Source organism: Rathayibacter sp. AY1E8 (genome assembly GCF_002931415.1).
In the GTDB taxonomy this organism is placed as follows: domain Bacteria; phylum Actinomycetota; class Actinomycetes; order Actinomycetales; family Microbacteriaceae; genus Rathayibacter.
Genome location: NZ_PSVI01000013.1, coordinates 1 through 24,666 on the forward strand (window position 1 = coordinate 1; position 24,666 = coordinate 24,666).

A 24,666-nucleotide genomic window follows, 5' to 3' on the forward strand; every position below is an offset into this window, starting at 1 on the left:
GCCGCCGGCGATGATCCGGATGCTGGGCGAGCGGATGATCGCCGCCTCGTCGCGCGCGTGCACGTTGCGGAAGAACAGCTCCTCGTCGAAGAACTGCAGCAGCTCGTCCTTGATCTGCGCGCGGCGGCGTGGGGCCGGCGGGGCCGGGTCTCGCAGGCGCCTGATGCGACCCGGTGAGGGTCGCCGTCACGCTCCAGGGGCTGCCGCGGCTACCGGCGCCGTGGGCGCCGGGGCCGGCCGCCTTGCGTGACGCTCCGCGTCACGCGTCGTGGTCGGTGGTGAGGAAGGTCGCGAGCTCCTCGAGCACGGCCTGCTCGTTGTCGCCCTCGACGCTGACGGTGAGCTCGTCGCCGTGCTCGATGCCGAGCGAGATGATCCCGAGGATCGACGCGGCGTTGACCGGGGTCGCGTCGCCCTTGGCGACGAGGACCTTCTGACCCGACTTCGCCGCGGCCTGGCTGAAGAGCGAGGCGGGGCGGGCGTGGAGGCCCTTCGACGATGCAACCTGCACGGTGCGCTCGACCATGAACGTTTCTCCTTGATCCTGCAGTCGCGACTGCATCAGTGGTGCCCGGAGTCGGGCTCGCCCGGACGGACCGGGCGGGTGGAGGAGTCCCCGTCCGCGCCTGCGACGACCGCGCGAGCGGCGAAGAGGACGGGCAGGGTCTCGAGCACGGCATCGGCACCGTGCGCTCCGAAGACATCGGGCGGGAGGAGGGCGGCCGCGGCTCCCACGAGCTCCGCACGGTGGCGGAGTCCGTCGAACTGCGACTCGAGGTGCGGCCCCACGAGGAGGACGTCGGCCTCGGGGAGGGAGTGGTCGAGACCGGTGAGGGTCTCGGAGCGGAACACGGCATCCATGCCGCGCTCCTTCGCGCCCGCTCGCAGCCGGTGGGCCAGGAACGTGCTCGACGCGCCTGCACCGCAGACGATCAGGATCTTCCGCACCTCGTTCGCCTCCTCGCGTCCGGGTCGTGATTCATCCAAGCATCCCCTCGGAGGGGCGGCACCCTCCAGCAGACAATCTTCCGCGGGGGCGGAAGACGGCCCCTTCCACCCGCGGCGCGGGGGCTCCCGGGCGCGTCGCCGGGGTGATTGACTGACGGGACGTACGACTCGCCGCCCGCGTCCTGCGGGCCCGCGGCAGGGTCGTGGCGCTCCCGGCGCCCGCCCCGACCGCACGCCTGGAGCCTGATGCCTGACAACCGCGAACGACTGCTGGAGTACCTCTCCCGCGCCGACGGCTGGGTGACGGCGCACGAGCTCGCCGACAGGCTCGGAGTCACCACCCGCAGCGTCCGGAGCTACGTCACCGCGGTGAAGGCGCAGGCCGCCCCGCTGGAGCCGGTCGAGTCCTCCGCGAACGGCTACCGGCTCGCGCGCGAGGCGTACGCGGCCTACCTGGAGGCGCAGCGCAGCCGCGACGTCGAGCCCGACACCCCGCGCGACCGGCTGTACAGCATCGTCCGCCGCCTGGTCGACTCCGACGAGGGCCTGGACGTCTTCGCCCTCGCTGACGCGCTGTCGGTGAGCGAGTCGACCGTCGACGCCGATCTGCGCCGGGTGAAGGCCCTCGCCGACGAGGCCGGCCTCGGGCTGGTCCGGCGCGGCCCGTCGGTGCGCCTCGAGGGCAGCGAGGAGGCCCGCCGCCGCCTGATCTCGCGGATGTTCCGCGACGAGAGCGCGCAGGGCGTCTTCACGCTCGACGACGTCCAGCGCGAGTTCGCCTCCCCCGGCCTCGGCGCCTTCAAGACCGAGCTGCTGGCCGAGCTCGAGACCCGCGGCTACTACATCAACGACTACGGCGTGAACAGCGTCCTCCTCCACATCGCGATCGCCGTCGACCGCGTCGCCCGGGGCATCGGGGACCCCTCCGGCTCCCGCCCCTCCCCCGCGATCCACGGCGAGCTCGCGGCCCTGCTGGCGGAGCTGGTGGAACGGCACTTCGCGACGCGCCTGACCGACGCCGAGCTCGCCCAGCTCGCGATCCTGATGACGACGCGGGTGGCGACGCCCGGGCAGAACGAGCCGGTCGCCGCCGTGGTCGAGAACTACCTCGACCCGGAGGACCTCGCCGTCGTCCGCGAGCTCGTCGCCGACGTCAACCGCGAGTACCTGGTCGACCTCGACGACGAGGGCTTCATCGTCCGCCTCGCCCTGCACGTGCGGAACCTGATCGCCCGGGCCGCCGAGGGCGGCTACTCCCGCAACCCGCTCACCCGCTCGATCAAGACCAGCTACCCGATGACCTACGAGATCGCCGTGTTCCTGGCGAGCGGGCTGCAGCGCCGGCGGGGCGTCGTGGTCAACGAGGACGAGATCGCCTACATCGCCCTCCACGTCGGCTCGTTCCTCGAGCGGGTGTCCCGGCGGGAGGAGCGTCTGTCCTGCGTGATCGTCTGCCCCAACTACTACGACCTCGCTCACATGCTGCGCCTGCGCGTCGAGCGCTCGCTCGGCACCGAGGTGGAGGTGCGCTCGCTGATCACGCGGAGCGACGTCGACTGGGACCGGCTCACCGCCGACCTCGTGATCACCACGATCGACGAGCGCCCCGCGTCCGATGACGTCGTGGTCGTGCAGCCGTTCCTCACCGACCACGACGTCGAGACGGTGCGCCGGGCCATCGCCCGCGTCCGCCGGCACCGCCGCCGCGCGCAGATCAAGGACGAGCTGCTGCAGTTCTTCGACGAGGAGCTGTTCTTCCGCAACGTGCACGCGCGCGACGAGGCGGCGATGATCCGGATGCTGGGCGAGCGGATGATCGCCGGCGGCATCATCGACGAGGACTACGTCGACGGCGCCATCGAGCGCGAGCGGATGAGCTCCACGGCGTTCACCGACAACCTCGCGGTCCCGCACGCGATGGCGATGAGCGCCCGCCGCACCTCCATCGCGATCGTCGTGAACGACACCGCGATGGAGTGGGGCGAGCAGCGGGTGAACGTGATCGCGATGATCGCGTTCGCCTCGGCCGGCCGCAGCACCTTCCAGTCGGTGTTCGACCAGTTCGTCGAGGTGTTCGCCGACCGGGCGGAGGTGCAGCGCCTCATCCGGCGCTCCACGGACTTCGGCGGCTTCATCGAGGAGCTGGTGCGGGTGATCGACAGCTAGCCGACACCCGCACTCCGGGTGGAGCCGGAGGGCGCTGTCGTCCTCCCGCTCCCGCGCTTCGTGGGCGCCCGACGGACCCCCGCCGGGCGCGAGAGGCCACGAGGAGCCTCCTCCGCATCGGATCGGAGGAGCTCCGCGTTGGGGCCTCTAGGCGAAGGGCGTCGGCACGATCCCGTAGGGGGCGAGGCCGGCCGCGCCGCCGTCGGCGAGCGTGGTGACCCAGATGCCGTCGTGGTGCACGGCGACGGAGTGCTCCCAGTGGGCGGCCATGCTGCTGTCCTCGGTCGCGACCGTCCACTCGTCCTCGCGGACGAAGGTCTCGGCGCTGCCCGCGGTGACCATCGGCTCGATCGCGACGACGAGTCCCGGCTTCACCTCGGGGCCGCGCTGGCGCACCCGGTAGTTGAAGACCGGCGGAGCCTCGTGCATGGTGCGCCCGATGCCGTGGCCGATGTAGTCGGTGAGGATGCCGTAGACGCGGCCCGAGCGCTCGGCCTCGTCCTCGATGTACTCCTCGATCGCCGCGCCGACCTCGTTGAGATGGCGGGCGGAGGCGAGGGCGGCGATCCCCCGCCACAGGGATCCCTCGGTCACCCGCGAGAGCTCGGCGCGTGCCGCGACCTCCTCCGGGCGGGAGGGATCGGGCAGGACCACCGTCATCGCGGAGTCGCCGTTCCAGCCGTCGATCTCGGCGCCGCTGTCGATGGAGACCAGGTCGCCCGGCTCGAGCACGCGCCCGCCGGGGATGCCGTGGACCACTTCGTCGTTGACCGAGGCGCAGATCGTGTGCCGGTAGCCCGGGACGAGCTGGAAGTTCGAGTGGCCGCCGAGCGCGACGATCGCCGCCTCGGCGATCGCGTCGAGCTCGAGCGTGGTGACGCCCGGGCGGACCGCCGCGCGGACCGCGTCGAGCGAGGCGGCCGTGGCGAGGCCCGGAGCGAGCATCGACCGCAGCTGCGCGGGCGTCTTGTAGAGCGAGGAGCGGAACGCCACGGCTCAGGCGGCCGGGGTGTCGAGGCGGCCCACGCGGTGGCCCTCGAGGGCGACGACGATCCGCTCGGTCACCTCGTCGACCGGCCCGAGGCCGTCGACCACGACCACGAGCCCGCGGGCCGCGTAGACGTCGATGAGCGGAGCGGTCTGCTCCTCGTAGAGCGCGAGTCGGCGCCGGATGACGTCCTCGGTGTCGTCGCTGCGCCCCTGCTCGAGCGAGCGCTTGAGCAGGCGGCCGACGACCTCGTCGGGATCGGCCGTCAGCTGGACGACCGCGTCGAGCCGGTTGTCGTCCGCGGCGAGGATGCGGTCGAGCTCGTCGACCTGCTCCGTGGTGCGCGGGTAGCCGTCGAGCAGGAACCCGGTCGACGCGTCCGCCTCCTGGAGGCGGTCGTGCACGATCGCGTTGGTCAGCTCGTCCGGCACGTAGCGCCCGTTGTCGAGGTAAGCCTTCGCCTGGAGACCGAGCTCGGTCTCGTTGGCGACGTTCGCGCGGAAGATGTCCCCGGTCGAGATGGCGGGCACCCGGAGGATGTCGCTCAGCCGAGCGGCCTGGGTCCCCTTGCCTGCGCCGGGAGGGCCGATCAGCAGGAGACGGAAGCCGATCGGGTGCGACGTCATCGGAGGAGTCCTTCGTAGTGGCGCTGCTGCAGCTGGGAGTCGATCTGCTTCACCGTCTCCAGGCCGACTCCGACGATGATCAGGATGGACGTGCCGCCGAAGGGGAAGTTCTGGTTCGCACCGACCAGCGCGAGGGCCACGAGGGGCACGAGCGCGATGAGGCCGAGGTAGACCGATCCGGGCAGCGTCACCCGGGTGAGCACGTAGTTGAGGTACTCGGCGGTCGGGCGGCCGGCGCGGATGCCGGGGATGAAGCCGCCGTAGCGCTTCATGTTGTCGGCGACCTCGTCCGGGTTGAAGGTGATCGCGACGTAGAAGTAGGTGAAGCCCACGATCAGGAGGAAGTACAGCGCCATGTAGAGCGGGTGATCGCCCTTGGTGAGGTAGTTCGTGATCCAGGTGACCCAGACCGGGGCCTCCTGGCCAGCGGCGGGCTGGTTGAACTGCGCGATGAGCGCGGGCAGGTACAGCAGCGACGAGGCGAAGATGACGGGCACGACGCCGGCCATGTTGACCTTGATCGGGATGTAGGTGTTGTTGCCGCCGTAGGTGCGGCGGCCGACCATCCGCTTGGCGTACTGCACGGGGATCCGCCGCTGCGACTGCTCCACGAAGACCACGGCGACCACGAGCACGAGGCCCACGCCGAGGACGAGGAGGAAGGTCTCGAAGCCGCGCGACTGCGCGATCGACCACAGGGAGGTGGGGAACTGGGCGGCGATCGAGGTGAAGATCAGCAACGACATGCCGTTGCCGATGCCGCGCTCGGTGATGAGCTCGCCCATCCACATGATGATGCCGGTGCCCGCGGTCATGGTGATGACCATGAGGAGGATGGAGTACCACTCGTCGGTGATGATGAGCGCCGAGCACTCCGGGACGCCGGAGTTGCCGAAGAGGGCGCCCGAGCGGGCGACGGTGATCAGCGTCGTCGACTGGAGGACGCCGAGCGCGATGGTGAGGTACCGCGTGTACTGGGTGAGCTTGCCCTGACCGGACTGCCCCTCCTTGTACAGGGTCTCGAAGTGAGGGATGACCACGCGCAGCAGCTGCACGATGATCGACGCCGTGATGTACGGCATGATCCCGAGCGCGAAGATCGACAGCTGGAGCAGTGCTCCACCGCTGAAGAGGTTCACGAGCTCGTAGAGACCCGAGGTGCCCTGGTTGCCGGCGAGACAGGCCTGCACGGCGCTGAAGTCGACGAACGGAGCAGGGATGAAGGATCCCAGCCGGAAGATCGCCACGATCGCGAGGGTGAAGCCGATCTTGCGGCGGAGGTCGGGGGTGCGGAAGATCCGCGCAACGGCGCCAAACACTACCTAAGGTCTCCTGCTCAATTCTGTGGTGCGGGATACAGGTCGAGCTTGCCACGCGCTCCCGGAGGGAGTCGGCGTGACAAGCTCGACCGACAAGCTGCTGGTGCTACTTGATGGATCCGCCCGCAGCGACGATCTTCTGCTCGGCAGAGCTGGAGACCTTGTCGACCGCGACGTTCAGCTTAACCGCAATGTCGCCGTCCCCGAGGACTTTGACCTTCTCGTTCTTGCGGACAGCACCCTTGGCGACCAGGTCGCCGATGGTGACGTCGCCGCCCTGGGGGTAGAGCTCCGCGAGAGCGGACAGGTTCACGACCTGGTACTCGACCCGGAACGGGTTCTTGAAGCCGCGGAGCTTCGGGGTGCGCATGTGCAGCGGCATCTGCCCACCCTCGAAGCCGACGCGCACCTGGTAGCGGGCCTTGGTGCCCTTGGTGCCGCGACCGGCGGTCTTTCCCTTGGAGCCCTCACCGCGACCCACGCGGGTCTTGGCCTTCTTGGCTCCGGCAGCGGGGCGGAGGTGGTGGACCTTGAGCACGTGCTCCTTGGTCGCCGGCGCCGCCGCGCCCTTCGTGGTGGTCGCCTGCGCGGGAGTCGTGGACTCCGCGGCGGCGGCCTTCTTCGTCTCAGCCATTAGTCAATCTCCTCGACCTTCACCAGGTGGGCGACGGTCTTCACGTATCCGCGGTTCTGGGCGTTGTCCTCGCGGACGACGCTCTGACCGATCTTCCTGAGGCCGAGCGAGCGCAGCGTGTCGCGCTGGTACTGCTTCTCGCTGACCTTCGACTTGATCTGGGTCACCTTGAGCTGGGCCATCAGGCACCTGCCTTCGCGTTGGACGCGGCGGCGAGGGCGTCGGCCTCGGCACGGACGAGACGTGCCGGCGCGACCTGGTCGAAGTCGAGACCACGACGAGCTGCGACGGCGCGCGGCTCCTCGAGCTGCTTCAGAGCCTCGACGGTCGCGTGGACGATGTTGATGGTGTTCGACGAGCCGAGCGACTTGCTCAGGACGTCGTGGATGCCGGCGCACTCGAGGACGGCGCGGACGGGACCGCCGGCGATGACACCGGTACCCGCGGCGGCGGGGCGCAGGAGCACCACACCGGCGGCGGCCTCACCCTGGACGGGGTGCGGGATGGTCGAGGCGACGCGGGGGACGCGGAAGAAGTTCTTCTTCGCCTCCTCGACGCCCTTGGAGATGGCGGTCGGGACCTCGCGGGCCTTGCCGTAGCCGACGCCCACCAGTCCGTTGCCGTCTCCGACGACCACGAGCGCGGTGAAGCTGAAGCGACGACCGCCCTTGACGACCTTCGACACCCGGTTGATGGTCACGACGCGCTCGAGGAACTGGCTCTTCTCGGCGTCACGGCCACCGCGGTCGCGGCCACCCTGGTTGCGGTCGCGGCCGCCGCGGCGGGGCTCACGAGCCTCCTGCTGCGGCTGCGTGGACGCAGCGGTCTCGACGGGGGCCTCCGACACAGCGGCGACCTCGGGTTCCTTGTTCTCTGCGGCGCTCACAGGTTGAGCCCTGCCTCTCGTGCTCCATCGGCGATCGCGGCGACGCGACCGGCGTACTTGTTGCCTCCGCGGTCGAAGACGACCGCCTCGACACCGGCGTTCTTGGCGCGCTCGGCGACGAGCTCGCCGACCTTGCGGGCCTTGGCGGTCTTGTCGCCGTCGAACACGCGCAGGTCGGCCTCGAGGGTCGACGCCGACGCCAGGGTGCGGCCCTGAGCGTCGTCGACGACCTGCACGAAGACGTGGCGGGCCGAGCGGTTGACGACGAGGCGGGGGCGCTCGGCGGATCCGACGACCTTCTTGCGCAGACGGTCGTGACGACGACCGCGCGCAGCGGACTTGCTCTTTCCTCTGGTTCCGAGTCCCATGATCACTTACCGCTCTTTCCGGCCTTGCGGCGAACGACCTCGCCGGCGTAGCGCACGCCCTTGCCCTTGTAGGGCTCGGGCTTGCGGATCTTACGAATGTTGGCGGCCACCTCACCGACGGCCTGCTTCGAGATGCCGTGCACGGTGAGCTTGTTGTTGCCCTCGACCGTGAACGAGATGCCCGCGGGCGGGGTGACGACGACCGGGTGCGAGAAGCCGAGCGCGAACTCGATGTCCGAGCCCTTCGCCAGCACGCGGTAACCGGTTCCGACGACCTCGAGGCCCTTGGAGTAGCCCTGCGTGACACCGATGATGTCGTTCGCGATGAGCGTGCGGGTGAGGCCGTGGAGCGAGCGCGACTCGCGCTCGTCATCGGGACGCGAGACCAGCACCTGGCCGTTCTCGACGGACACCTGGATGGGGCTGGCGACCGAGACGGTCAGCTCGCCCTTGGGGCCCTTGACGGTCACAGCGGATCCGGCGACGGAGACGTCGACGCCCGCCGGGATCTCGATGGGGAGTCTTCCAATACGCGACATGAGGGGTTACCACACGTAGGCGAGGACTTCCCCACCCACGCCCTTCTTCTCGGCCTGGCGGTCGGTCAGGAGACCGCTCGAGGTGGACAGGATGGCGACGCCGAGGCCGCCGAGCACGGTGGGGATCTCGGCCGACTTCGCGTACACGCGGAGTCCGGGCTTCGAGACCCGCTTGATGCCGGCGATCGAGCGCTCGCGGTTCGGGCCGTACTTGAGGGAGATGGACAGCGTCGTGCCGACGCGCGCCTCCTCGACCTTCCAGTCGGCGATGTAGCCCTCGGTCTTGAGGATCTCGGCGATGTTCGCCTTGAGCTTCGAGCCCGGGAGGGTGATGGAGTCGTGGTGCGCGGAGTTCGCGTTACGGATTCTGGTCAGCAGATCTGCGACCGGATCAGTCATGGTCATGGCTGATGGTGCCTTTCTCGCCTGGTTTCGGCACCCTTTACAAGAGTGACGACCTGTGGTGTGGGACGGCGCCGACGACGTCGACGCCCATGCGGCCGCGCGAACGCAGGCCAACGAGCCATGCTACATGGCCGAGGTCCTGCGGTCGAGGGCCGATCGTGCACGGGATCCGGGGATCCCGCGTGGCGCCCGCCGCCGGCTCAGGACGGACCGGTCCGGCGGCGGACGCACGACGAGGCCGGAGGGCGGTTCTCACCGTCCCCCGGCCTCGAGGCTTGCTGCTTACGCGTTGTCCGACGACTTGAACGGGAAGCCGAGCTGCTTGAGCAGCGCGCGACCCTCGTCGTCGGTCTTGGCGGTGGTCACGACGGTCACGTCGAAGCCGCGGACGCGGTCGATGCGGTCCTGGTCGATCTCGTGGAAGATCGACTGCTCCGTGATGCCGAAGGTGTAGTTGCCGTTGCCGTCGAACTGGCGGTCCGACAGCCCGCGGAAGTCGCGGATGCGGGGCAGCGCCACCGAGAGCAGGCGGTCCAGGAACTCCCAGGCGCGGTCGCCCCGGAGGGTGACGTGAGCGCCGATGGCCTGACCCTCGCGCAGCTTGAACTGCGCGATGGACTTGCGGGCCTTGGTGACCTGCGGCTTCTGACCGGTGATGGCGGTGAGGTCCTTGACCGCGCCGTCGATGATCTTGCCGTCGCGGGCCGCCTCACCGACACCGGTGTTGACGACGACCTTGACCAGGCCGGGGACCTGGTGGACGTTGCCGAAGCCGAACTGCTCCTTGAGAGCGGGGATGATGTCGGCCTGGTACTTGGCCTTGAGCCGCGGCTGAACCTTCGCAGCCACTGCGGTGGTGTCAGTCATTACAGTTCCTCACCCGACGCCTTCGCGTAGCGCACGCGAACGGTCTTGGTCACGCCGTCCTTGGTGACGGCCACGTTGCGGTGGCCGACCCGGGTCGGCTTCTTGGTCTTCGGGTCGACGAGCGCGACGTTGGAGATGTGGATCGAGGCCTCGACGGTCTCGATGCCGCCCTCCTTCGAGCCGCGCTGCGTCTGGCCGACGCGGACGTGCTTCTTGACGAAGTTCACGCCCTCGACGACGACGCGGTTGCGCTCGACCAGCACCTCGAGGACCTTGCCCTGCTTGCCGCGGTCTCCGCCGCGGGCCTGGGTAGCGCCCGAGATGACCTGGACGAGGTCACCCTTCTTGATCTTGGCCATGACTAGATAACCTCCGGTGCCAGCGAGACGATCTTCATGAACTTCTTGTCGCGGAGCTCGCGACCGACCGGTCCGAAGATGCGGGTGCCACGGGGGTCCCCGTCGTTCTTGAGGATGACGGCGGCGTTCTCGTCGAACTTGATGTACGAGCCGTCGGCGCGACGGGTCTGCTTGATGGTGCGGACGATGACGGCCTTGACCACGTCGCCCTTCTTCACGTTGCCACCGGGGATCGCGTCCTTGACGGTGGCGACGATGATGTCACCGAGGCCCGCGTAGCGGCGGCCGGAGCCTCCGAGGACGCGGATGGTGAGGAGCATCTTGGCGCCGGTGTTGTCGGCGACCTTGACTCGGGATTCTTGCTGAAGCATGTGTCTCTCCTGCTAACTCAAGTAGGCCGCGGCCTACTTGGCCTTCTCGAGGATCTCGACCAGGCGCCAGCGCTTGGTGGCGCTGAGGGGACGGGTCTCGCTGATGACGACGGAGTCGCCGATGCCGGCGGAGTTCAGCTCGTCGTGGACCTTGACCTTGGACGTACGGCGGATGACCTTGCCGTACAGCGGGTGCTTCACCCGGTCCTCGACCTCGACGACGATGGTCTTGTCCATCTTGTCGCTGGTGACGTAGCCGCGACGGGTCTTGCGGTATCCGCGAGCGCCCGCCTCCTTCACGTCGTGGGCGGCCGACTCGTGGCCGGCGCTGTCATTGACGGTTGCCATTACTTGGCCTCCTCGTTCGACTCGGTCGCCTCGACCTCGGCCTTGGCGGCCTTCTTGGTCTTGGGCTTCTTCTCCGCCTTGGCCGGGGCCTCGACGGGTGCGGGGGTGGCGCGGATGCCCAGCTCGCGCTCACGGATGACCGTGTAGATGCGGGCGATGTCGCGCTTGACGGCACGCAGGCGGCCGTTGGTGTCCAGCTGACCGGTGGCCGACTGGAAGCGGAGGTTGAACAGCTCCTCCTTGGCCTTCTTCAGCTCGGTGACGAGACGCTCGTCCTCGTAGGTGTCGAGCTCGGCGGGGGCGAGCTCCTTGGATCCGATCGCCATTACGCGTCTCCCTCCTCGCGCTTGATGATGCGTGCCTTGAGGGGCAGCTTGTGGATGGCACGGGTCATGGCCTCACGAGCGAGCTGCTCGTCGACGCCGGCGACCTCGAAGAGGACGCGACCCGGCTTGACGTTCGCGACCCACCACTCCGGCGAGCCCTTACCGGAACCCATGCGGGTCTCGGCGGGCTTCTTGGTGAGCGGACGGTCGGGGTAGATGTTGATCCACACCTTTCCGCCGCGCTTGATGTGCCGGGTCATCGCGATACGAGCGGACTCGATCTGACGGTTGGTCACGTAGGCGGGGGTGAGGGCCTGGATGCCGAACTCACCGAACGACACCTTGGTGCCACCGGTGGCCTGGCCGGACCGGCCCGGGTGGTGCTGCTTGCGGTGCTTGACTCGACGCGGAATCAACATGGTTATGCCTCAACTCCTGCTGCGACGGGCGCCTCGCTCTGCTGGCGGGGTGCACGGCGCGGACGGTCGCTGCGCTCGGGGCGCGACGACTTGCTGTTCGCCTGCTCGCGGGCGAGCTCCTTGTTGGTGATGTCGCCCTTGTAGATCCAGACCTTCACGCCGATGCGGCCGAAGGTGGTCTTCGCCTCGTAGAAGCCGTAGTCGATGTTCGCGCGGAGGGTGTGCAGCGGCACGCGTCCCTCGCGGTAGAACTCCGAGCGGCTCATCTCGGCGCCACCGAGGCGGCCGGAGACCTGGATGCGGACGCCCTTGGCGCCGGCGCGCTGAGCGCCCTGCAGGCCCTTGCGCATCGCGCGGCGGAAGGCCACGCGGGCGGAGAGCTGCTCGGCGATGCCCTGGGCGACCAGCTGAGCCTCGGCCTCGGGGTTCTTGACCTCGAGGATGTTCAGCTGGATCTGCTTGCCCGTGAGCTTCTCGAGGTCGGCGCGGATGCGCTCGGCCTCGGCGCCGCGGCGGCCGATCACGATGCCCGGGCGGGCGGTGTGGATGTCGACGCGGACGCGGTCACGGGTGCGCTCGATCTCGATGCGGGCGACGCCCGCACGGTCGAGCTGGGTGGCGAGGAGTCGGCGGATCTTGACGTCCTCGGCGAGGTAGTCGCTGTACCGCTGGCCCTTCTTGGTGCTGTCGGAGAACCAGCGCGACACGTGGTCGGTGGTGATTCCCAGACGGAAACCGTAGGGGTTTACTTTCTGACCCATTACTTGGTCCCCTCCTCAGGAGTGGCCAGCACGACGGTGATGTGGCTGGTGCGCTTGTTGATGCGGAAGGCACGACCCTGAGCACGGGGCTGGAATCGCTTGAGGGTGGTTCCCTCATCGACGAAGGCGCGGGACACGATCAGGTCCTGGTCGTCGAGGTACTCGTTCGAGGCATCGGCCTTGACGCGAGCGTTGGCCATCGCCGAGGCGACGAGCTTGTAGACGGGCTCGGACGCACCCTGCGGCGCGAACTTCAGGATGGCCAGTGCCTCCTGAGCGTGCTTCCCGCGGATCAGGTTCACGACACGGCGAGCCTTCTGGGGGGTGACGCGGATGTGTCGCACGCGTGCGATCGACTCCACCATTTCTCTCCTCCTTCTCGTCGCCGCGTCAGCGGCGACGGCCCTTCTTGTCGTCCTTCTCGTGACCGCGGAAGGTCCGAGTGGGGGCGAACTCGCCGAGCTTGTGGCCGACCATGGTCTCGGTCACGAACACGGGGATGTGCTTGCGACCGTCGTGGACCGCGATGGTGTGACCCAGCATCGCCGGGATGATCATCGAACGGCGCGACCAGGTCTTGATGACGTTCTTGTTGCCGGCTTCGTTGGCCGTGAACACCTTGCGGAGCAGGTGGTCGTCAACGAAGGGGCCCTTCTTGAGACTGCGAGGCATCTTCTACAACTCCTACTTGCGCTTCTTACCGGCGGTGCGGCGGCGAACGATGAGCTTGTCGCTCTCCTTGTTGGGGCGACGGGTGCGTCCCTCGGACTGACCCCACGGGCTGACCGGGTGGCGTCCACCGGAGGTCTTGCCCTCTCCACCACCGTGCGGGTGGTCGACCGGGTTCATCGCGACACCGCGGACGGTCGGGCGGACGCCCTTCCAGCGCATGCGGCCGGCCTTGCCCCAGTTGATGTTCGACTGCTCGGCGTTGCCGACCTCGCCGATCGTGGCGCGGCAGCGCGCGTCGACGTTGCGGATCTCGCCCGACGGCAGGCGGAGCTGCGCGTAGGGGCCGTCCTTGGCGACGAGGCGGACCGAGGTGCCGGCCGAGCGGGCGAGCTTGGCGCCGCCTCCCGGCTTGATCTCGATGGCGTGGATGACCGTACCGGTCGGGATGTTGCGCAGCGGCAGGTTGTTGCCGGGCTTGATGTCGGCGCCGGCGCCCGACTCCACGACGTCGCCCTGCGAGAGCTTGTTCGGGGCCAGGATGTAGCGCTTGGTGCCGTCCACGAAGTGGAGCAGCGCGATGCGCGCCGTGCGGTTGGGGTCGTACTCGATGTGAGCGACCTTGGCGTTGACGCCGTCCTTGTCGTTGCGACGGAAGTCGATCAGACGGTACTGGCGCTTGTGGCCACCACCGATGTGACGCGTCGTGATGCGGCCGGAGTTGTTGCGGCCACCGGTCTTGGACAGCGGGCGCAGGAGCGACTTCTCGGGCGTCGAGCGGGTGATCTCGGCGAAGTCGGCAACGCTGGAGCCGCGGCGACCGGGGGTCGTGGGCTTGTACTTACGAATAGCCATTGTCTGTTTCCTCTACGCTTCTTCGGCTCAGCCGACGCTCGTGAAGATGTCGATGGAGCCGGACTTCAGCGTGACGATCGCGCGCTTGGTGTCCTTGCGCTTGCCGGTGCCGAACTTCGTGCGGCGGGTCTTGCCCTGGCGGTTCAGCGTGTTGATCGACGCGACCTCGACGCCGAAGATCTTCTCGATGGCGAGCTTGATCTCGGTCTTGTTCGAACGCGGGTCGACCACGAAGGTGTACTTGCCCTCGTCGATCAGGCCGTAGGACTTCTCCGAGACCACCGGGGAGATGATGACGTCGCGGGGGTCCTTGTTGAACGCGGCGGACTGGCTCATGCGTTCACCTCTTCCTTGTTGGACTCGACGCCCGACTTGGCCGCGATGAACGCGTCGAGCGCGCCCTTCGAGAACACGATGTCGTCGGAGACGAGCACGTCGTACGCGTTGAGCTGGTCGGCCGGCAGGATGTGCACGAACGGCACGTTGCGGAGCGAGAGCTCGGCGATGTAGTCGTCGCGCTCGAGCACCACGAGGACGTTGCGCGACACCGAGAGGGCGTCGAGCAGGACGAGGACGTCCTTGGTCCGGGGGGTGTCGCCGAGGGCGAGGGACTCGACCACGTGGATGCGGGCACCGCGGGCGCGGTCCGAGAGAGCGCCGAGCAGAGCCGCGGCGATCATCTTCTTGGGGGTGCGCTGCGCGTAGCTGCGGGGGGTCGGTCCGTGGACCACGCCACCACCGGTCATGTGCGGGGCGCGGATCGAGCCCTGACGAGCGCGACCGGTTCCCTTCTGCTTGAACGGCTTGCGACCGGCTCCGGAGACCTCACCGCGGTTCTTCGTCTTGTGGGTTCCCTGGCGCGCCGCGGCGAGCTGGGCCACGACGACCTGGTGGATGAGGGGGATGTTGGTCTGGACGTCGAAGAGCGCGGCGGGGAGCTCGACCGAGCCCGCCTTCTGGCCCTTGACGTCGATGATGTCGACAGAGGTAGCCATGGAACTACGCTCCCTTCACGGCGTTGCGAACGAACACGAGGCGACCGCGGGCACCGGGGACGGCGCCCTTGACGAGCAGCAGGCCCTTCTCGGCGTCGACGGAGTGCACCTTGAGGTTGAGCACGGTGACCCGCTCGCCACCCATGCGACCGGCCATGCGCATGCCCTTGAAGACACGGCTGGGGGTCGAGGAGGCGCCGATGGAGCCGGGCTTGCGGTGGTTGCGGTGCGAACCGTGCGAAGCCGAGACGCCCTTGAAGTTGTGACGCTTCATGACACCGGCGAAGCCCTTGCCCTTGCTGGTGCCGACGACGTCGACCTTGGTGCCGGCCTCGAAGACGGCGTCCACGGTCAGCTCCTGGCCGGCCGAGTAGTCGGCGGCGTCGGAGGTGCGGACCTCGGTGAGGTGGCGGCGGGGGGTGACGCCCGCGGCGTCGAAGTGACCGGCGGCGGGCTTGTTCACCTTGCGCGGGTCGATCGCACCGGCGGCGAGCTGGACGGCGGTGTAGCCGTCCTTCTCCTCCGTGCGGACCTGGGTCACGACGTTGGGGCTGATCTCGATGACGGTGACCGGCACGAGCTTGTTGTTCTCGTCCCAGACCTGGGTCATTCCGAGCTTGGTGCCGAGGAGGCCCTTGCTGGTCTTCAGCGTGGGGGAAACAGTGACAGACATGGTGGCACTCCTCCTTAGAGCTTGATCTCGATGTTGACGTCGGCCGGCAGGTCGAGGCGCATGAGCGAGTCGACGGCCTTGGGCGTCGGGTCGATGATGTCGATGAGGCGCTTGTGGGTGCGCATCTCGAAGTGCTCGCGGCTGTCCTTGTACTTGTGGGGAGAACGGATCACGCAGACCACGTTCTTCTCGGTCGGCAGCGGCACGGGGCCGACCACCGTTGCACCGGCACGGGTGACCGTGTCGACGATCTTGCGCGCCGACGTGTCGATGACCTCGTGGTCGTACGACTTCAGTCGGATGCGGATCTTCTGTCCCGCCATGTGTGATCTCTCACTCTCTTGTTATTGCGTCGTACGCGACTCCCCCGGCCGGAGCCGGACTCGTCTCGCATTGGACGCGCTCGCGAAGGAACTCCGGTGACCCGGAAAAGTGCAACCAGTGTTCTTCTGTCAAAAGCACCGCACCCTCGGAGCGCTCCGATCGGCGTGCAGAACGCACGACGCACGGAGAACCCGTTGAGATGTCGGTTGTTGTCGTTCTGCTACCCGCCGCCTCGACGTCGCACCCGCGCGGCCGCCCTCTCGGGTCGAGCCTCCGCGATGCCGTCTCGGCACTGCCTGGCAGTGTCCCCCTCCGAGCAGCACGCCGCCCGAGAGGAAATTTTGAACTAGAAGAGTCTCCCACAGATGCCCCACCCCTGCAACCCGGGCGTGTCGCGCCGGAGGGCTCCTTCGCGAGCACGTCGTGACGGCCCCTGGGAGCCGGTCGCTCCGAGCAGCAGCGCGGGCCGGAGGGCCTCCCCCGCTACTCGAAGAGCAGCGCCCGGACGGCGGTCTCGGCCGACGCGGGGCGCGACGCGTCGATGGTCTCGCCGGCGCGGAAGTGGTCCAGAAGCCGCGGGTCGACGTAGCTGGCGCGGGCGACCGTCGGCGTGTTCCCGAGCACGTCGGAGGCATCGCGCATCGCCCGGGCGATCGCGGAGTTCCGAGCGCGCTGCGTGGCCTGCGGACCCGACTTCGCCAGGCTCAGCGCGGCCGCGACCGTGCCGTGCAGAGTGCGGAAGTCCTTCGCCGTGAAGTCGTCGCCGGCGCGCTCGCGCACGTAGTCGTTGATCTCGGGTGCCGAGATCGGCCGCCACTCCCGCCCGTCCTTCCAGGCGAGCAGGCGGGCGTTCGGCCCGCGACGCTTGAGTGCACGGACGACGCGCGAGAGGTCGTGGTCGAGGATCTCGCTCGTCCACGCCTGGTGGCTCTTCCCGGGGAAGGCGAGGGCGACCCGGTCCCCGTGGGTCGTGGCGTGCGCGCACAGGAGCGTCGAGAGGCCGATGCTGCCGTGCTCCTTCGCGTACCTCTCGCTGCCGACGCGGAGCGACCCGGTGTCGAGCATCCGGAAGGCGGTGGCCAGCGCGCGCTCGCGGCTGGGTCCGTCCGAGCGGAGGGCGATGGTCACGGCCCGGCGCGCCCCGGGCAGGGCCTCCGCGAGCCGCAGCGCCCGGTCGAACTTGATCCGGTCCTTCTGCTCGCGCCAGGTCGGATGGTAGATGTACTGGCGGCGGCCGGCGGAGTCGACGCCGGTGGCCTGGATGTGCCCGTTGGGGTACGGGGCGATCCAGACGTCCGTCCAGGCCGGCGGGATGCCGAGATGGTCGAAGCGCGCGCGCAGCTCCTTGTCGGCGACGGTCGCGCCCTTCGGGTCGCGGTAGCTGAAGCCGGAGCCCGCGCGCACCCGGGTGTAGCCGCGCCCGCTCGAATCGGTCCTGCGGAGTCGTTGCGCGCGAGTGTCAGCCATCGATCCGACGATAGGACGGCGGATCCGAGGCCCGCACCCGCTTGACGGCGGGGACGAGCAGTCGGTCGGCAGCCGCTACTCGTTGCCGATCCGCTTGTCGGCCTGGCGCTTCAGGTCCTCGATGCGGTCGTCGTACTTGCCGTTGGTGAGGCGGCTGGCGATCTCGCCCGCCTTCTCGAGGGTCTGGTCGGAGACCTGCTCGGCCTTCTCGCTCCGCAGCGCGTCCTGGGCCTTCCGGCTGTTGAGCAGTTCGCCGGCCTGGCGTCCGAGCTTCCCGAGATCCACGATGATGCCTCCTTGTAAACGCGCACAGGGCGGCGCGTGCCTCAGTGTGGCGCTCCCGGCTGGGGGAACGGTGCGGGCGCGCCGGTCAGCCGGCCAGTGCGATCACCTGCTCCGCCGCGTCTGCCAGGGCGCGGCCGTAGGAGGGACCGTGACCGGCGGCGTGGACGGCGAGCGGGTGCAGCTGGTGGAGTGGCACCCGCTCCTCGTAGCCGACCCCCAGCGGATGCTGCTCGCGGTAGCCCTCGAGGACGGCGTCGAGGTGCGGAGCACCGAAGAGGGCCAGCATCGCCAGATCGGTCTCGCGGTGTCCCCCGTGAGCGGCGGGGTCGATCAGGACGGCGCCGTCCGCCGTCCAGAGCACGTTGCCGGTCCAGAGGTCCCCGTGGATCCGGGCGGGCCCCGCACCGTCGTCGAAGGCTCCGGCCGCCACCCGGCCCAGAGCCTGCTCGACGAGCCGCGACTCGGCTGCCGTGAGGTTGCCCGCCTCCACGGCGGGGCCGAGGAACGGCCGCACCCGCTGCTCCGCGTAGAAGCGCCCCCACGAGTCGTCCGGGCGGCACGGCATCCCGCGGCGGCCGATGTACGCGGGGCCGGTCCATCCCGGGGGCGGCGCTCCGAACGCCGCGGCTCCGGCGTCGTGCGTCCGGGCGAGCGCGGCGCCGAAGGCCCGAGCCGACTCGGCGGAGGGTCGCGCGGAGCGGATCTCCTCCAGCTCGATGCGCCCGGGCGACACCCTCTCCACCCCGACACAGCGCGCACCGCCGTCCGCCTCGCGCAGCCAGTCCAGGCCGGCCGCCTCCCACTCGAAGAACTGCGGGAGGGCACGGGGGTCGCTCTTCACGAAGGGCATGCCGCCACGCTAGCCGGGCGTCCCCGGGAACGACGAGAGGGGCCGCCCGCCGAAGCGGACGACCCCTCTCGAGAGATCAGTAGGACGGACCTACTTGATGATCTTGGTGACCGTACCGGCACCCACGGTGCGTCCACCCTCACGGATGGCGAAGCCGAGGCCCTCCTCCATGGCGATCGGCTGGATCAGCGCGACCGTCATGTCGGTGGTGTCGCCGGGCATGACCATCTCGGTGCCCTCGGGCAGCGTGATGACGCCGGTGACGTCGGTGGTGCGGAAGTAGAACTGCGGACGGTAGTTCGCGTAGAACGGGTTGTGACGCCCACCCTCATCCTTCGACAGGATGTACGCGGTGCCCTCGAAGTCCGTGTGCGGCGTGACCGAACCCGGCTTGACGACGACCTGGCCGCGCTCGACGTCCTCGCGCTTGGTGCCGCGGAGGAGCAGACCGCAGTTCTCGCCGGCCCAGGCCTCGTCGAGCTGCTTGTGGAACATCTCGATTCCGGTGACCGTGGTCTTCTGCGTCGGGCGAATGCCGACGATCTCGACCTCGGAGTTCAGAGCGAGGGTTCCACGCTCCGCACGGCCGGTGACGACGGTTCCACGACCGGTGATCGTGAAGACGTCCTCGATCGGCATGAGGAACGGCTTGTCCTTGTCGCGCACCGGGTCCGGGATGGACTCGTCGACCGCGTCCATCAGGTCGAGGATCGACTGGGTCCAGGTGTCGTCGCCTTCGAGGGCCTTGAGGCCGGAGACGCGCACGACGGGGGCGTCGTCGCCGGGGAAGCCCTGCGACGAGAGGAGCTCGCGGACCTCGAGCTCGACGAGCTCCAGGATCTCCTCGTCGTCCACCATGTCGGCCTTGTTCAGCGCGACGAGGAGGTAGGGGACGCCGACCTGCTTGGCGAGGAGGACGTGCTCACGGGTCTGAGCCATCGGGCCGTCGGTGGCGGCGACCACGAGGATCGCGCCGTCCATCTGGGCCGCGCCGGTGATCATGTTCTTGATGTAGTCGGCGTGACCCGGGGCGTCGACGTGCGCGTAGTGGCGCTTCGGCGTCTCGTACTCGACGTGCGAGATGTTGATCGTGATGCCGCGCTGGCGCTCCTCGGGAGCGGAGTCGATCGACGCGAAGTCACGCTGGACGTTGGTCGCGGACGGGAACTTGTCCGCCAGAACCTTCGAGATCGCCGCGGTGAGCGTGGTCTTTCCGTGGTCGACGTGACCGATGGTTCCGATGTTGACGTGCGGCTTGGTCCGCTCGAACTTGGCCTTAGCCACTGTGGGTCCTCCTCAGGACTTAGGTGCAAGCATCCGCATCCGGGCGGCCGCACGGGGCGGCACGAGGACAGGAGGACTTGCGGGGGTTTTGTGTACGTATGTTACCGGCAGTGGTCGTGCGGCCGTCCCGCTGCGACAGGGGGCGCGCTGCACTCGGCAGCAAACCCGCACGACACTACCAGGCCGTCGCCGTTCCGGGGAACGGCGACGGCCCAGGGGCGGAGCTACTCGCCCTTGTTCTTCTGGACGATCTCCTCGGCCACGGCCTTGGGGACCTCGGCGTAGGTCTCGAACGTCATCGAGTAGACGGCGCGGCCCGAGGTCTTCGAGCGCAGGTCTCCGATGTAGCCGAACATCTCGGACAGCGGGACGTTGGCCCGGATGACCTTGATGCCGGTGGCGTCCTCCATCGACTGGATCATCCCGCGACGCGAATTGATGTCGCCGATGACGTCGCCCATGTACTCCTCGGGAGTACGGACCTCGACGGCCATGAGCGGCTCGAGGAGGACCGGCTGCGCCTTGCGCGAGGCCTCCTTGAACGCGATCGAGCCGGCGATCTTGAACGCCATCTCGGAGGAGTCGACGTCGTGCGCCGCTCCGTCGACCAGGGTCGCCTTCACGCCGACCATGGGGTAGCCGGCGAGCACGCCGACCTGCATGGCGTCGCGGATGCCCGCGTCGACGGAGGGGATGTACTCGCGCGGGACGCGGCCACCGGTGACGCCGTTGACGAACTCGTAGGTCTTGTCGGCCTCGACCTCCATCGGCTCGATGGTGATCTGGACCTTCGCGAACTGGCCGGAGCCACCCGTCTGCTTCTTGTGGGTGTAGTCGTACTTCTCGACCGTGCGGCGGATCGTCTCGCGGTACGCGACCTGGGGCTTGCCCACGTTGGCCTCGACGTTGAACTCGCGCTTCATGCGGTCGACCAGGATGTCGAGGTGCAGCTCGCCCATTCCCTTGATGACCGTCTGACCGGTCTCCTGGTTCTGCTCGGTGCGGAAGGTGGGGTCCTCCTCCGCGAGCTTCTGGATCGCGGTGCCGAGCTTCTCCTGGTCCGCCTTCGTCTTGGGCTCGATGGCGACCTCGATGACGGGCTCCGGGAAGGTCATCGACTCGAGCACGACCTGCGCGGCCGGGTCGCTCAGGGTGTCACCGGTGGTGGTGTCCTTGAGGCCGATGACGGCGTAGATGTGGCCGGCGGTGACCGAGTCGACCGGGTTCTCCTTGTTGGAGTGCATCTGGAAGATCTTGCCGATGCGCTCCTTCTTGCCCTTGGTCGAGTTGATGACCTGGGCGCCGGAGTCGAGCTTGCCCGAGTAGACGCGGACGTAGGTCAGGCGGCCGAAGAACGGGTGCACGGCGACCTTGAACGCGAGCGCCGAGAAGGGCTCGGTCGAGTCCGCGTGGCGCATGATGACCTTCTCCTCGTCGCGGACGTCGTGCGCCTCGATGGCGGGGACGTCGAGCGGGGAGGGCAGGTAATCCACGACAGCGTCGAGCATCGGCTGGACGCCGCGGTTCTTGAACGCCGAGCCGCAGAGCACCGGGTAGATCTCGGAGTTGACGGTCATCTTGCGGATGGCGCCCTTGATCTCCGCGACGGTGAGCTCCTCGCCGCCGAAGTACTTCTCGAGCAGCTCGTCGGAGGTCTCCGCGACGGTCTCGAGGAGCTTCTCGCGGTACTCCGCCGCCTTGTCGGCGAGGTCGGCCGGGATCTCCTCGATCTCGTACTTCGCGCCGAGCGCGACGTCGCCCTTCGAGTCGCCGCGCCACGTGAGCGCGCGCATCTCGACCAGGTCGACGACGCCCTCGAAGGAGGACTCCGCGCCGATGGGCAGCTGGATGACCAGCGGCTTCGCGCCGAGGCGCTTGATGATCGTGTCGACCGTGTAGTAGAAGTCGGCGCCGAGCTTGTCCATCTTGTTGACGAAGCAGATGCGCGGGACGTCGTACTTGTCGGCCTGACGCCAGACGGTCTCGGACTGGGGCTCGACGCCCTCCTTGCCGTCGAAGACGGCGACGGCGCCGTCGAGGACGCGGAGCGAGCGCTCGACCTCGACCGTGAAGTCGACGTGACCGGGGGTGTCGATGATGTTGATCTGGTTCTTGTTCCAGAAGCAGGTCGTCGCGGCGGACGTGATCGTGATGCCGCGCTCCTGCTCCTGCGCCATCCAGTCCATCGTCGCGGCGCCGTCGTGGACCTCGCCGATCTTGTGCGTGATACCCGTGTAGAACAGGATGCGCTCGGTGGTGGTGGTCTTGCCGGCATCGATGTGGGCCATGATGCCGATGTTGCGGACCTTGTTCAGGTCGGTGAGCACATCTTGTGCCACGGAGTTCCTCCGATAGGTGATGGAGCCAGCGCACCGGGTTCATGGCCGAATGGCTGGGATTCTGGTGGTGGCGGTCGCCCGGTCGCGGGGATCGGGCGATCCGCCGCCGGGACCGGGCCCGCAGCGGTGACGCCGCGGGCCCGGTGGTCGCGGTCGCCCGGAGGCGGCCGCGGGGTGCGCTACCAGCGGTAGTGCGCGAAGGCCTTGTTCGACTCGGCCATCTTGTGGGTGTCCTCGCGACGCTTGACAGCGGCGCCCAGACCGTTCGACGCGTCGAGGATCTCGTTCATGAGACGCTCGGTCATCGTCTTCTCGCGACGGGCCTTCGCGTAGCTGGTGAGCCAGCGGAGCGCGAGGGTGTTGGCGCGGTGGGGCTTGACCTCGACCGGGACCTGGTAGGTCGAGCCGCCGACGCGGCGGCTGCGGACCTCGAGGGTCGGGCGGACGTTGTCGAGCGCCTTCTTGAGGGTGACGACCGCGTCCTGGCCGTTCTTGCCGGCGACGCCCTCGAGGGCACCGTAGACGATCCGCTCGGCGAGGCCCTTCTTGCCGTCCAGGAGGATCTTGTTGACGAGCTGGCTGACGATGGGGGCGCCGTAGACGGGGTCTGCGACGACGGGGCGCTTGGGAGCGGGGCCCTTACGAGGCATTACTTCTTCTCCATCTTCGCGCCGTACCGGCTGCGAGCCTGCTTGCGGTTCTTGACGGCCTGGGTGTCCAGGGCGCCGCGAACGATCTTGTAGCGGACACCGGGGAGGTCCTTGACGCGACCGCCGCGCACGAGCACCATCGAGTGCTCCTGCAGGTTGTGGCCCTCGCCGGGGATGTAGGCGGTGACCTCGGTGCCGTTGGAGAGCTTCACGCGGGCCACCTTGCGGAGGGCCGAGTTCGGCTTCTTGGGCGTGGTCGTGTAGACGCGCGTGCAGACGCCGCGCTGCTGGGGGTTGGCCTTCAGGGCGGGCGCCTTGGTCTTGGTGACCTTCGGCGTGCGTCCCTTGCGGACCAACTGCTGAATCGTTGGCACTGGTTTTGCTCCTTGAATGCTGCACGGTGACAGCGGATCGATGGTCGACATTCGGCCCTCCCGTCTCCGGGAACGGCCGAGTTCATCTGGACCCGACGCACCCCGCGGCCCCGCGAGCGGGACCGGGAGGGTGAGGGGTATGCCGTGGGGGCCGCCCGATCGGACGAACCCGCGGATCCTCGCGGACCCGGTGGAGCGAAGTGCGGCGACCGCATCGACCCGGAGGCACGACACGAGCGCACGGCAAAGCGCACACCCGAAGAATATTACGGGGAGTGACGGGGCCGGTCAACCGAGCGGCGTTCGCCCTGGGAGATGCCGCAGCGCCGCGACGAGCCGCGCCAGGACTCCGCCGTCACTCCCGCTCGTCGCCCTCCCAGCCCCAGTGGGGGCTGCGGCCGCCGGCGTCGCGACGGGCCAGGAGCAGGAGGAACACGAGCTGGACGGCGGCCGCGAGCACGCCGGTCGCGATCGCGAAGACAGTGGGGGCGTGGTCGAGGATCCAGCCGAGGATCTCCCCCGGCTCCTGGCGGCCGAGCCCGTAGAGCGCTCCGCCGGTGAGGAGGAAGAGCAGGTAGACGACGACCCCGGTCAGCAGCGACGGGCCGAGGACGCGGTGGACGGCGGGACGGGCGGCGAGGGTCACCATCGCGACCAGCACGGCGACGACGCAGACCGCCACCGACACCGGCCCCAGCAGCGGACCGGCGTCGCGCTCGGGCACGACGTCCTGGTCCAGCAGGAGGCTGAGGACCCCGAACGCGCAGACGACCAGGGCGAGGTAGAGGAACGCGGCGAAGCCGGCCAGCGCGAGGCCGTAGCCCAGGCCGGCTCCGCGGCCCTGCCCCTGCCCCTCCGGAGTCACGACTGCGCGGCCGCTTCGCGCTCGGCGTTGCGGCGCTTGACGCCCCGGGCGCGGCCCGCGATCGCGGCGCCGCCCCAGACGCTCGCCTCCCGGCCGAGGACGCCGGCGGCGAGGACCGCCGCGAGGACGGCGGGATCGCGGACGTAGTCGAGCGCGAGGGAGCGGTCGATCGGCAGGGCGAGCGGTCCGACGGCGCTCCAGCCGCCGACCAGCGCGGCCGCGGCCGTGAGGAGGGCGACGAGGAAGCCGCCGAGGACGTAGGCCCACCAGCCCGCGCGGTTCACGACCAGCACGATCAGCGCCAGGCCGACGAGGAACGCGGCCACCGGGGCGAGGAAGAGCGCGGTCGGCGCAGCGTCGAGCGCGAGGGCGACCGGGTCGCCGCCGACGCGGTCGACGAGGAGGCGGATCGCCGTCAGGGCGACGAGGTACAGGACGGCGAAGACCGCGGTCGTCAGGAGGGCGAGCGCGAGGCCCGCGAGGCGGTTGCCGGAGCGCCGGACCGGCTCGGGCTCGGCCTCGACCGGCCCGAGGGCGCTGGGGGCGGACGCCGCGGCGGCCGGGGCGGCGGGCTCGACGGTCGGCTGCCGACCCGTCACGGGTTCGGGCCAGACGTACTCCCGGGTCGGCTGGGGTCCGGTTCCGCCGGACGTCTCGGTCGCGGAGGGGATCCGCGTGGTCTCGGCGTCGCTGCTCCAGGTCACCC

General features: G+C 69.1%; 35 protein-coding genes. 1 reads left to right on the top strand and 34 read right to left on the bottom strand.

Going from position 1 to position 24,666, the window contains the following annotated elements:
• Positions 1-259: 259 nt before the first annotated feature.
• Both C5C74_RS05435 and C5C74_RS05440 read right to left on the bottom strand, forming a co-directional pair.
• Entirely contained in the window at positions 260-526 is a 267-nt protein-coding gene (locus C5C74_RS05435) for an HPr family phosphocarrier protein (protein WP_104224553.1), read from the bottom strand.
• 35 nt (positions 527-561) lie between these two features.
• On the bottom strand, positions 562-987 hold the full coding sequence (locus C5C74_RS05440; RefSeq protein WP_181065531.1) for a PTS sugar transporter subunit IIB: 426 nt from the start codon (positions 985-987) through the stop codon (positions 562-564).
• A gap of 207 nt (positions 988-1,194) precedes the next feature.
• Between C5C74_RS05440 and C5C74_RS05445 the strand changes: the two genes are divergently transcribed.
• Positions 1,195-3,114, top strand: coding sequence for a BglG family transcription antiterminator (locus C5C74_RS05445; protein WP_104260916.1), 1,920 nt, complete (start codon positions 1,195-1,197; stop codon positions 3,112-3,114).
• 147 nt (positions 3,115-3,261) lie between these two features.
• On the opposite strand, the gene map is transcribed toward C5C74_RS05445, so the two are convergent.
• The 32 genes from map to C5C74_RS17305 form a co-directional block, all read right to left on the bottom strand.
• Positions 3,262-4,107, bottom strand: coding sequence for a type I methionyl aminopeptidase (gene map, locus C5C74_RS05450; protein WP_104226753.1), 846 nt, complete (start codon positions 4,105-4,107; stop codon positions 3,262-3,264).
• 3 nt (positions 4,108-4,110) lie between these two features.
• Positions 4,111-4,728 (bottom strand): adenylate kinase, encoded by a 618-nt coding sequence (locus C5C74_RS05455; protein ID WP_181028829.1) that lies wholly within the window; start codon positions 4,726-4,728, stop codon positions 4,111-4,113.
• Positions 4,725-6,047 (bottom strand): preprotein translocase subunit SecY, encoded by a 1,323-nt coding sequence (secY, locus tag C5C74_RS05460; RefSeq protein WP_104224557.1) that lies wholly within the window; start codon positions 6,045-6,047, stop codon positions 4,725-4,727. The genes C5C74_RS05455 and secY overlap by 4 nt, the downstream gene beginning before the upstream one ends.
• Before the next feature lie 106 nt (positions 6,048-6,153).
• Positions 6,154-6,681 (bottom strand): 50S ribosomal protein L15, encoded by a 528-nt coding sequence (gene rplO / locus C5C74_RS05465; protein ID WP_104226755.1) that lies wholly within the window; start codon positions 6,679-6,681, stop codon positions 6,154-6,156.
• Positions 6,681-6,863, bottom strand: coding sequence for a 50S ribosomal protein L30 (gene rpmD / locus C5C74_RS05470; protein ID WP_181024623.1), 183 nt, complete (start codon positions 6,861-6,863; stop codon positions 6,681-6,683). Before rpmD ends, rplO begins: the two co-directional genes overlap by 1 nt.
• Positions 6,863-7,567 carry a 30S ribosomal protein S5 gene (gene rpsE / locus C5C74_RS05475; protein ID WP_104224559.1) on the bottom strand — a complete coding sequence of 235 codons (705 nt, stop codon included), beginning with the start codon at positions 7,565-7,567 and terminating at the stop codon, positions 6,863-6,865. Before rpsE ends, rpmD begins: the two co-directional genes overlap by 1 nt.
• The gene (rplR, locus tag C5C74_RS05480) at positions 7,564-7,935 is read right to left on the bottom strand and encodes a 50S ribosomal protein L18 (RefSeq protein ID WP_056037296.1); all 372 of its coding nucleotides are present in this window, start codon (positions 7,933-7,935) and stop codon (positions 7,564-7,566) included. The genes rpsE and rplR overlap by 4 nt, the downstream gene beginning before the upstream one ends.
• Positions 7,936-7,937: 2 nt before the next feature.
• On the bottom strand, positions 7,938-8,474 hold the full coding sequence (gene rplF, locus C5C74_RS05485) for a 50S ribosomal protein L6 (RefSeq protein ID WP_104224560.1): 537 nt from the start codon (positions 8,472-8,474) through the stop codon (positions 7,938-7,940).
• A 6-nt stretch (positions 8,475-8,480) separates the two neighbouring features.
• Positions 8,481-8,879 carry a 30S ribosomal protein S8 gene (rpsH, locus tag C5C74_RS05490; protein ID WP_068209423.1) on the bottom strand — a complete coding sequence of 133 codons (399 nt, stop codon included), beginning with the start codon at positions 8,877-8,879 and terminating at the stop codon, positions 8,481-8,483.
• 282 nt (positions 8,880-9,161) lie between these two features.
• Positions 9,162-9,746: a 50S ribosomal protein L5 gene (rplE, locus tag C5C74_RS05495; protein WP_068209425.1), complete on the bottom strand. Its 585-nt coding sequence runs from the start codon at positions 9,744-9,746 to the stop codon at positions 9,162-9,164.
• Positions 9,746-10,105 carry a 50S ribosomal protein L24 gene (gene rplX / locus C5C74_RS05500; protein WP_104224561.1) on the bottom strand — a complete coding sequence of 120 codons (360 nt, stop codon included), beginning with the start codon at positions 10,103-10,105 and terminating at the stop codon, positions 9,746-9,748. The genes rplE and rplX overlap by 1 nt, the downstream gene beginning before the upstream one ends.
• A gap of 2 nt (positions 10,106-10,107) precedes the next feature.
• Positions 10,108-10,476, bottom strand: a complete 369-nt coding sequence (gene rplN, locus C5C74_RS05505) for a 50S ribosomal protein L14 (protein WP_104224562.1) — start codon at positions 10,474-10,476, stop codon at positions 10,108-10,110.
• Positions 10,477-10,509: 33 nt separating this feature from the next.
• Positions 10,510-10,824: a 30S ribosomal protein S17 gene (gene rpsQ, locus C5C74_RS05510; protein ID WP_104224563.1), complete on the bottom strand. Its 315-nt coding sequence runs from the start codon at positions 10,822-10,824 to the stop codon at positions 10,510-10,512.
• A complete protein-coding gene (gene rpmC / locus C5C74_RS05515) occupies positions 10,824-11,150 on the bottom strand; it encodes a 50S ribosomal protein L29 (protein ID WP_104224564.1) in 327 nt (108 codons plus the stop codon). The genes rpsQ and rpmC overlap by 1 nt, the downstream gene beginning before the upstream one ends.
• Positions 11,150-11,569 (bottom strand): 50S ribosomal protein L16, encoded by a 420-nt coding sequence (gene rplP / locus C5C74_RS05520; protein WP_068209436.1) that lies wholly within the window; start codon positions 11,567-11,569, stop codon positions 11,150-11,152. The genes rpmC and rplP overlap by 1 nt, the downstream gene beginning before the upstream one ends.
• Before the next feature lie 2 nt (positions 11,570-11,571).
• The gene (gene rpsC, locus C5C74_RS05525; RefSeq protein WP_068209439.1) at positions 11,572-12,330 is read right to left on the bottom strand and encodes a 30S ribosomal protein S3; all 759 of its coding nucleotides are present in this window, start codon (positions 12,328-12,330) and stop codon (positions 11,572-11,574) included.
• The gene (gene rplV, locus C5C74_RS05530; RefSeq protein WP_104351124.1) at positions 12,330-12,695 is read right to left on the bottom strand and encodes a 50S ribosomal protein L22; all 366 of its coding nucleotides are present in this window, start codon (positions 12,693-12,695) and stop codon (positions 12,330-12,332) included. The genes rpsC and rplV overlap by 1 nt, the downstream gene beginning before the upstream one ends.
• Positions 12,696-12,720: 25 nt before the next feature.
• Entirely contained in the window at positions 12,721-13,002 is a 282-nt protein-coding gene (gene rpsS, locus C5C74_RS05535; protein WP_055787078.1) for a 30S ribosomal protein S19, read from the bottom strand.
• A 12-nt stretch (positions 13,003-13,014) separates the two neighbouring features.
• On the bottom strand, positions 13,015-13,854 hold the full coding sequence (rplB, locus tag C5C74_RS05540) for a 50S ribosomal protein L2 (RefSeq protein WP_068251462.1): 840 nt from the start codon (positions 13,852-13,854) through the stop codon (positions 13,015-13,017).
• Positions 13,855-13,881: 27 nt separating this feature from the next.
• Positions 13,882-14,190 (bottom strand): 50S ribosomal protein L23, encoded by a 309-nt coding sequence (rplW, locus tag C5C74_RS05545; protein ID WP_068209445.1) that lies wholly within the window; start codon positions 14,188-14,190, stop codon positions 13,882-13,884.
• The gene (gene rplD, locus C5C74_RS05550) at positions 14,187-14,849 is read right to left on the bottom strand and encodes a 50S ribosomal protein L4 (RefSeq protein ID WP_104224565.1); all 663 of its coding nucleotides are present in this window, start codon (positions 14,847-14,849) and stop codon (positions 14,187-14,189) included. Before rplD ends, rplW begins: the two co-directional genes overlap by 4 nt.
• 4 nt (positions 14,850-14,853) lie before the next feature.
• On the bottom strand, positions 14,854-15,522 hold the full coding sequence (rplC, locus tag C5C74_RS05555) for a 50S ribosomal protein L3 (protein ID WP_104224566.1): 669 nt from the start codon (positions 15,520-15,522) through the stop codon (positions 14,854-14,856).
• Positions 15,523-15,536: 14 nt separating this feature from the next.
• Positions 15,537-15,845 carry a 30S ribosomal protein S10 gene (gene rpsJ / locus C5C74_RS05560; RefSeq protein ID WP_005050520.1) on the bottom strand — a complete coding sequence of 103 codons (309 nt, stop codon included), beginning with the start codon at positions 15,843-15,845 and terminating at the stop codon, positions 15,537-15,539.
• Between the two features lie 484 nt (positions 15,846-16,329).
• Positions 16,330-17,313, bottom strand: coding sequence for a DNA topoisomerase IB (locus tag C5C74_RS05565; RefSeq protein ID WP_104351125.1), 984 nt, complete (start codon positions 17,311-17,313; stop codon positions 16,330-16,332).
• A 75-nt stretch (positions 17,314-17,388) separates the two neighbouring features.
• Entirely contained in the window at positions 17,389-17,598 is a 210-nt protein-coding gene (locus C5C74_RS05570) for an antitoxin (RefSeq protein ID WP_159939075.1), read from the bottom strand.
• 85 nt (positions 17,599-17,683) lie between these two features.
• Positions 17,684-18,448, bottom strand: coding sequence for a fructosamine kinase family protein (locus C5C74_RS05575; protein WP_104351126.1), 765 nt, complete (start codon positions 18,446-18,448; stop codon positions 17,684-17,686).
• Positions 18,449-18,538: 90 nt separating this feature from the next.
• The gene (gene tuf / locus C5C74_RS05580) at positions 18,539-19,732 is read right to left on the bottom strand and encodes an elongation factor Tu (RefSeq protein WP_104224570.1); all 1,194 of its coding nucleotides are present in this window, start codon (positions 19,730-19,732) and stop codon (positions 18,539-18,541) included.
• A gap of 224 nt (positions 19,733-19,956) precedes the next feature.
• A complete protein-coding gene (gene fusA / locus C5C74_RS05585) occupies positions 19,957-22,071 on the bottom strand; it encodes an elongation factor G (protein WP_104224571.1) in 2,115 nt (704 codons plus the stop codon).
• Between the two features lie 179 nt (positions 22,072-22,250).
• Positions 22,251-22,721: a 30S ribosomal protein S7 gene (gene rpsG / locus C5C74_RS05590; RefSeq protein ID WP_068251443.1), complete on the bottom strand. Its 471-nt coding sequence runs from the start codon at positions 22,719-22,721 to the stop codon at positions 22,251-22,253.
• Positions 22,721-23,095: a 30S ribosomal protein S12 gene (gene rpsL / locus C5C74_RS05595; protein WP_011186743.1), complete on the bottom strand. Its 375-nt coding sequence runs from the start codon at positions 23,093-23,095 to the stop codon at positions 22,721-22,723. The genes rpsG and rpsL overlap by 1 nt, the downstream gene beginning before the upstream one ends.
• 355 nt (positions 23,096-23,450) lie before the next feature.
• A complete protein-coding gene (locus C5C74_RS05600) occupies positions 23,451-23,960 on the bottom strand; it encodes a DUF6121 family protein (protein ID WP_104233922.1) in 510 nt (169 codons plus the stop codon).
• Complete coding sequence (locus C5C74_RS17305; RefSeq protein WP_104260912.1) at positions 23,957-24,664, bottom strand: hypothetical protein; 708 nt, start codon at positions 24,662-24,664, stop codon at positions 23,957-23,959. Before C5C74_RS17305 ends, C5C74_RS05600 begins: the two co-directional genes overlap by 4 nt.
• Positions 24,665-24,666: the final 2 nt, after the last annotated feature.

Coding starts and splice junctions, on each gene's coding strand:
- C5C74_RS05455 (WP_181028829.1), bottom strand. CDS start 4,728: ATGACGTCGCACCCGATCGGCTTCCGTCTCCTGCTGATCGGCCCTCCC.
- rplN (WP_104224562.1), bottom strand. CDS start 10,476: ATGCTTCAGCAAGAATCCCGAGTCAAGGTCGCCGACAACACCGGCGCC.
- rplW (WP_068209445.1), bottom strand. CDS start 14,190: ATGAGCCAGTCCGCCGCGTTCAACAAGGACCCCCGCGACGTCATCATC.
- rplV (WP_104351124.1), bottom strand. CDS start 12,695: ATGGTGGAGTCGATCGCACGCGTGCGACACATCCGCGTCACCCCCCAG.
- rpsG (WP_068251443.1), bottom strand. CDS start 22,721: ATGCCTCGTAAGGGCCCCGCTCCCAAGCGCCCCGTCGTCGCAGACCCC.
- rplE (WP_068209425.1), bottom strand. CDS start 9,746: ATGACTGACACCACCGCAGTGGCTGCGAAGGTTCAGCCGCGGCTCAAG.
- rpsJ (WP_005050520.1), bottom strand. CDS start 15,845: ATGGCGGGACAGAAGATCCGCATCCGACTGAAGTCGTACGACCACGAG.
- rpmD (WP_181024623.1), bottom strand. CDS start 6,863: ATGGCCCAGCTCAAGGTGACCCAGATCAAGTCGAAGGTCAGCGAGAAG.
- C5C74_RS05565 (WP_104351125.1), bottom strand. CDS start 17,313: ATGGCTGACACTCGCGCGCAACGACTCCGCAGGACCGATTCGAGCGGG.
- rplR (WP_056037296.1), bottom strand. CDS start 7,935: ATGGGACTCGGAACCAGAGGAAAGAGCAAGTCCGCTGCGCGCGGTCGT.
- rpsH (WP_068209423.1), bottom strand. CDS start 8,879: ATGACCATGACTGATCCGGTCGCAGATCTGCTGACCAGAATCCGTAAC.
- rplO (WP_104226755.1), bottom strand. CDS start 6,681: ATGGCTGAGACGAAGAAGGCCGCCGCCGCGGAGTCCACGACTCCCGCG.
- C5C74_RS05575 (WP_104351126.1), bottom strand. CDS start 18,448: ATGCCCTTCGTGAAGAGCGACCCCCGTGCCCTCCCGCAGTTCTTCGAG.
- rpsQ (WP_104224563.1), bottom strand. CDS start 10,824: ATGGCAACCGTCAATGACAGCGCCGGCCACGAGTCGGCCGCCCACGAC.
- C5C74_RS05435 (WP_104224553.1), bottom strand. CDS start 526: ATGGTCGAGCGCACCGTGCAGGTTGCATCGTCGAAGGGCCTCCACGCC.
- rplB (WP_068251462.1), bottom strand. CDS start 13,854: ATGGCTATTCGTAAGTACAAGCCCACGACCCCCGGTCGCCGCGGCTCC.
- rpsC (WP_068209439.1), bottom strand. CDS start 12,330: ATGGGTCAGAAAGTAAACCCCTACGGTTTCCGTCTGGGAATCACCACC.
- rplC (WP_104224566.1), bottom strand. CDS start 15,522: ATGTCTGTCACTGTTTCCCCCACGCTGAAGACCAGCAAGGGCCTCCTC.
- rplD (WP_104224565.1), bottom strand. CDS start 14,849: ATGGCTACCTCTGTCGACATCATCGACGTCAAGGGCCAGAAGGCGGGC.
- rplX (WP_104224561.1), bottom strand. CDS start 10,105: ATGGCCAAGATCAAGAAGGGTGACCTCGTCCAGGTCATCTCGGGCGCT.
- rplP (WP_068209436.1), bottom strand. CDS start 11,569: ATGTTGATTCCGCGTCGAGTCAAGCACCGCAAGCAGCACCACCCGGGC.
- rpsS (WP_055787078.1), bottom strand. CDS start 13,002: ATGCCTCGCAGTCTCAAGAAGGGCCCCTTCGTTGACGACCACCTGCTC.
- rplF (WP_104224560.1), bottom strand. CDS start 8,474: ATGTCGCGTATTGGAAGACTCCCCATCGAGATCCCGGCGGGCGTCGAC.
- rpmC (WP_104224564.1), bottom strand. CDS start 11,150: ATGGCGATCGGATCCAAGGAGCTCGCCCCCGCCGAGCTCGACACCTAC.
- C5C74_RS05445 (WP_104260916.1), top strand. CDS start 1,195: ATGCCTGACAACCGCGAACGACTGCTGGAGTACCTCTCCCGCGCCGAC.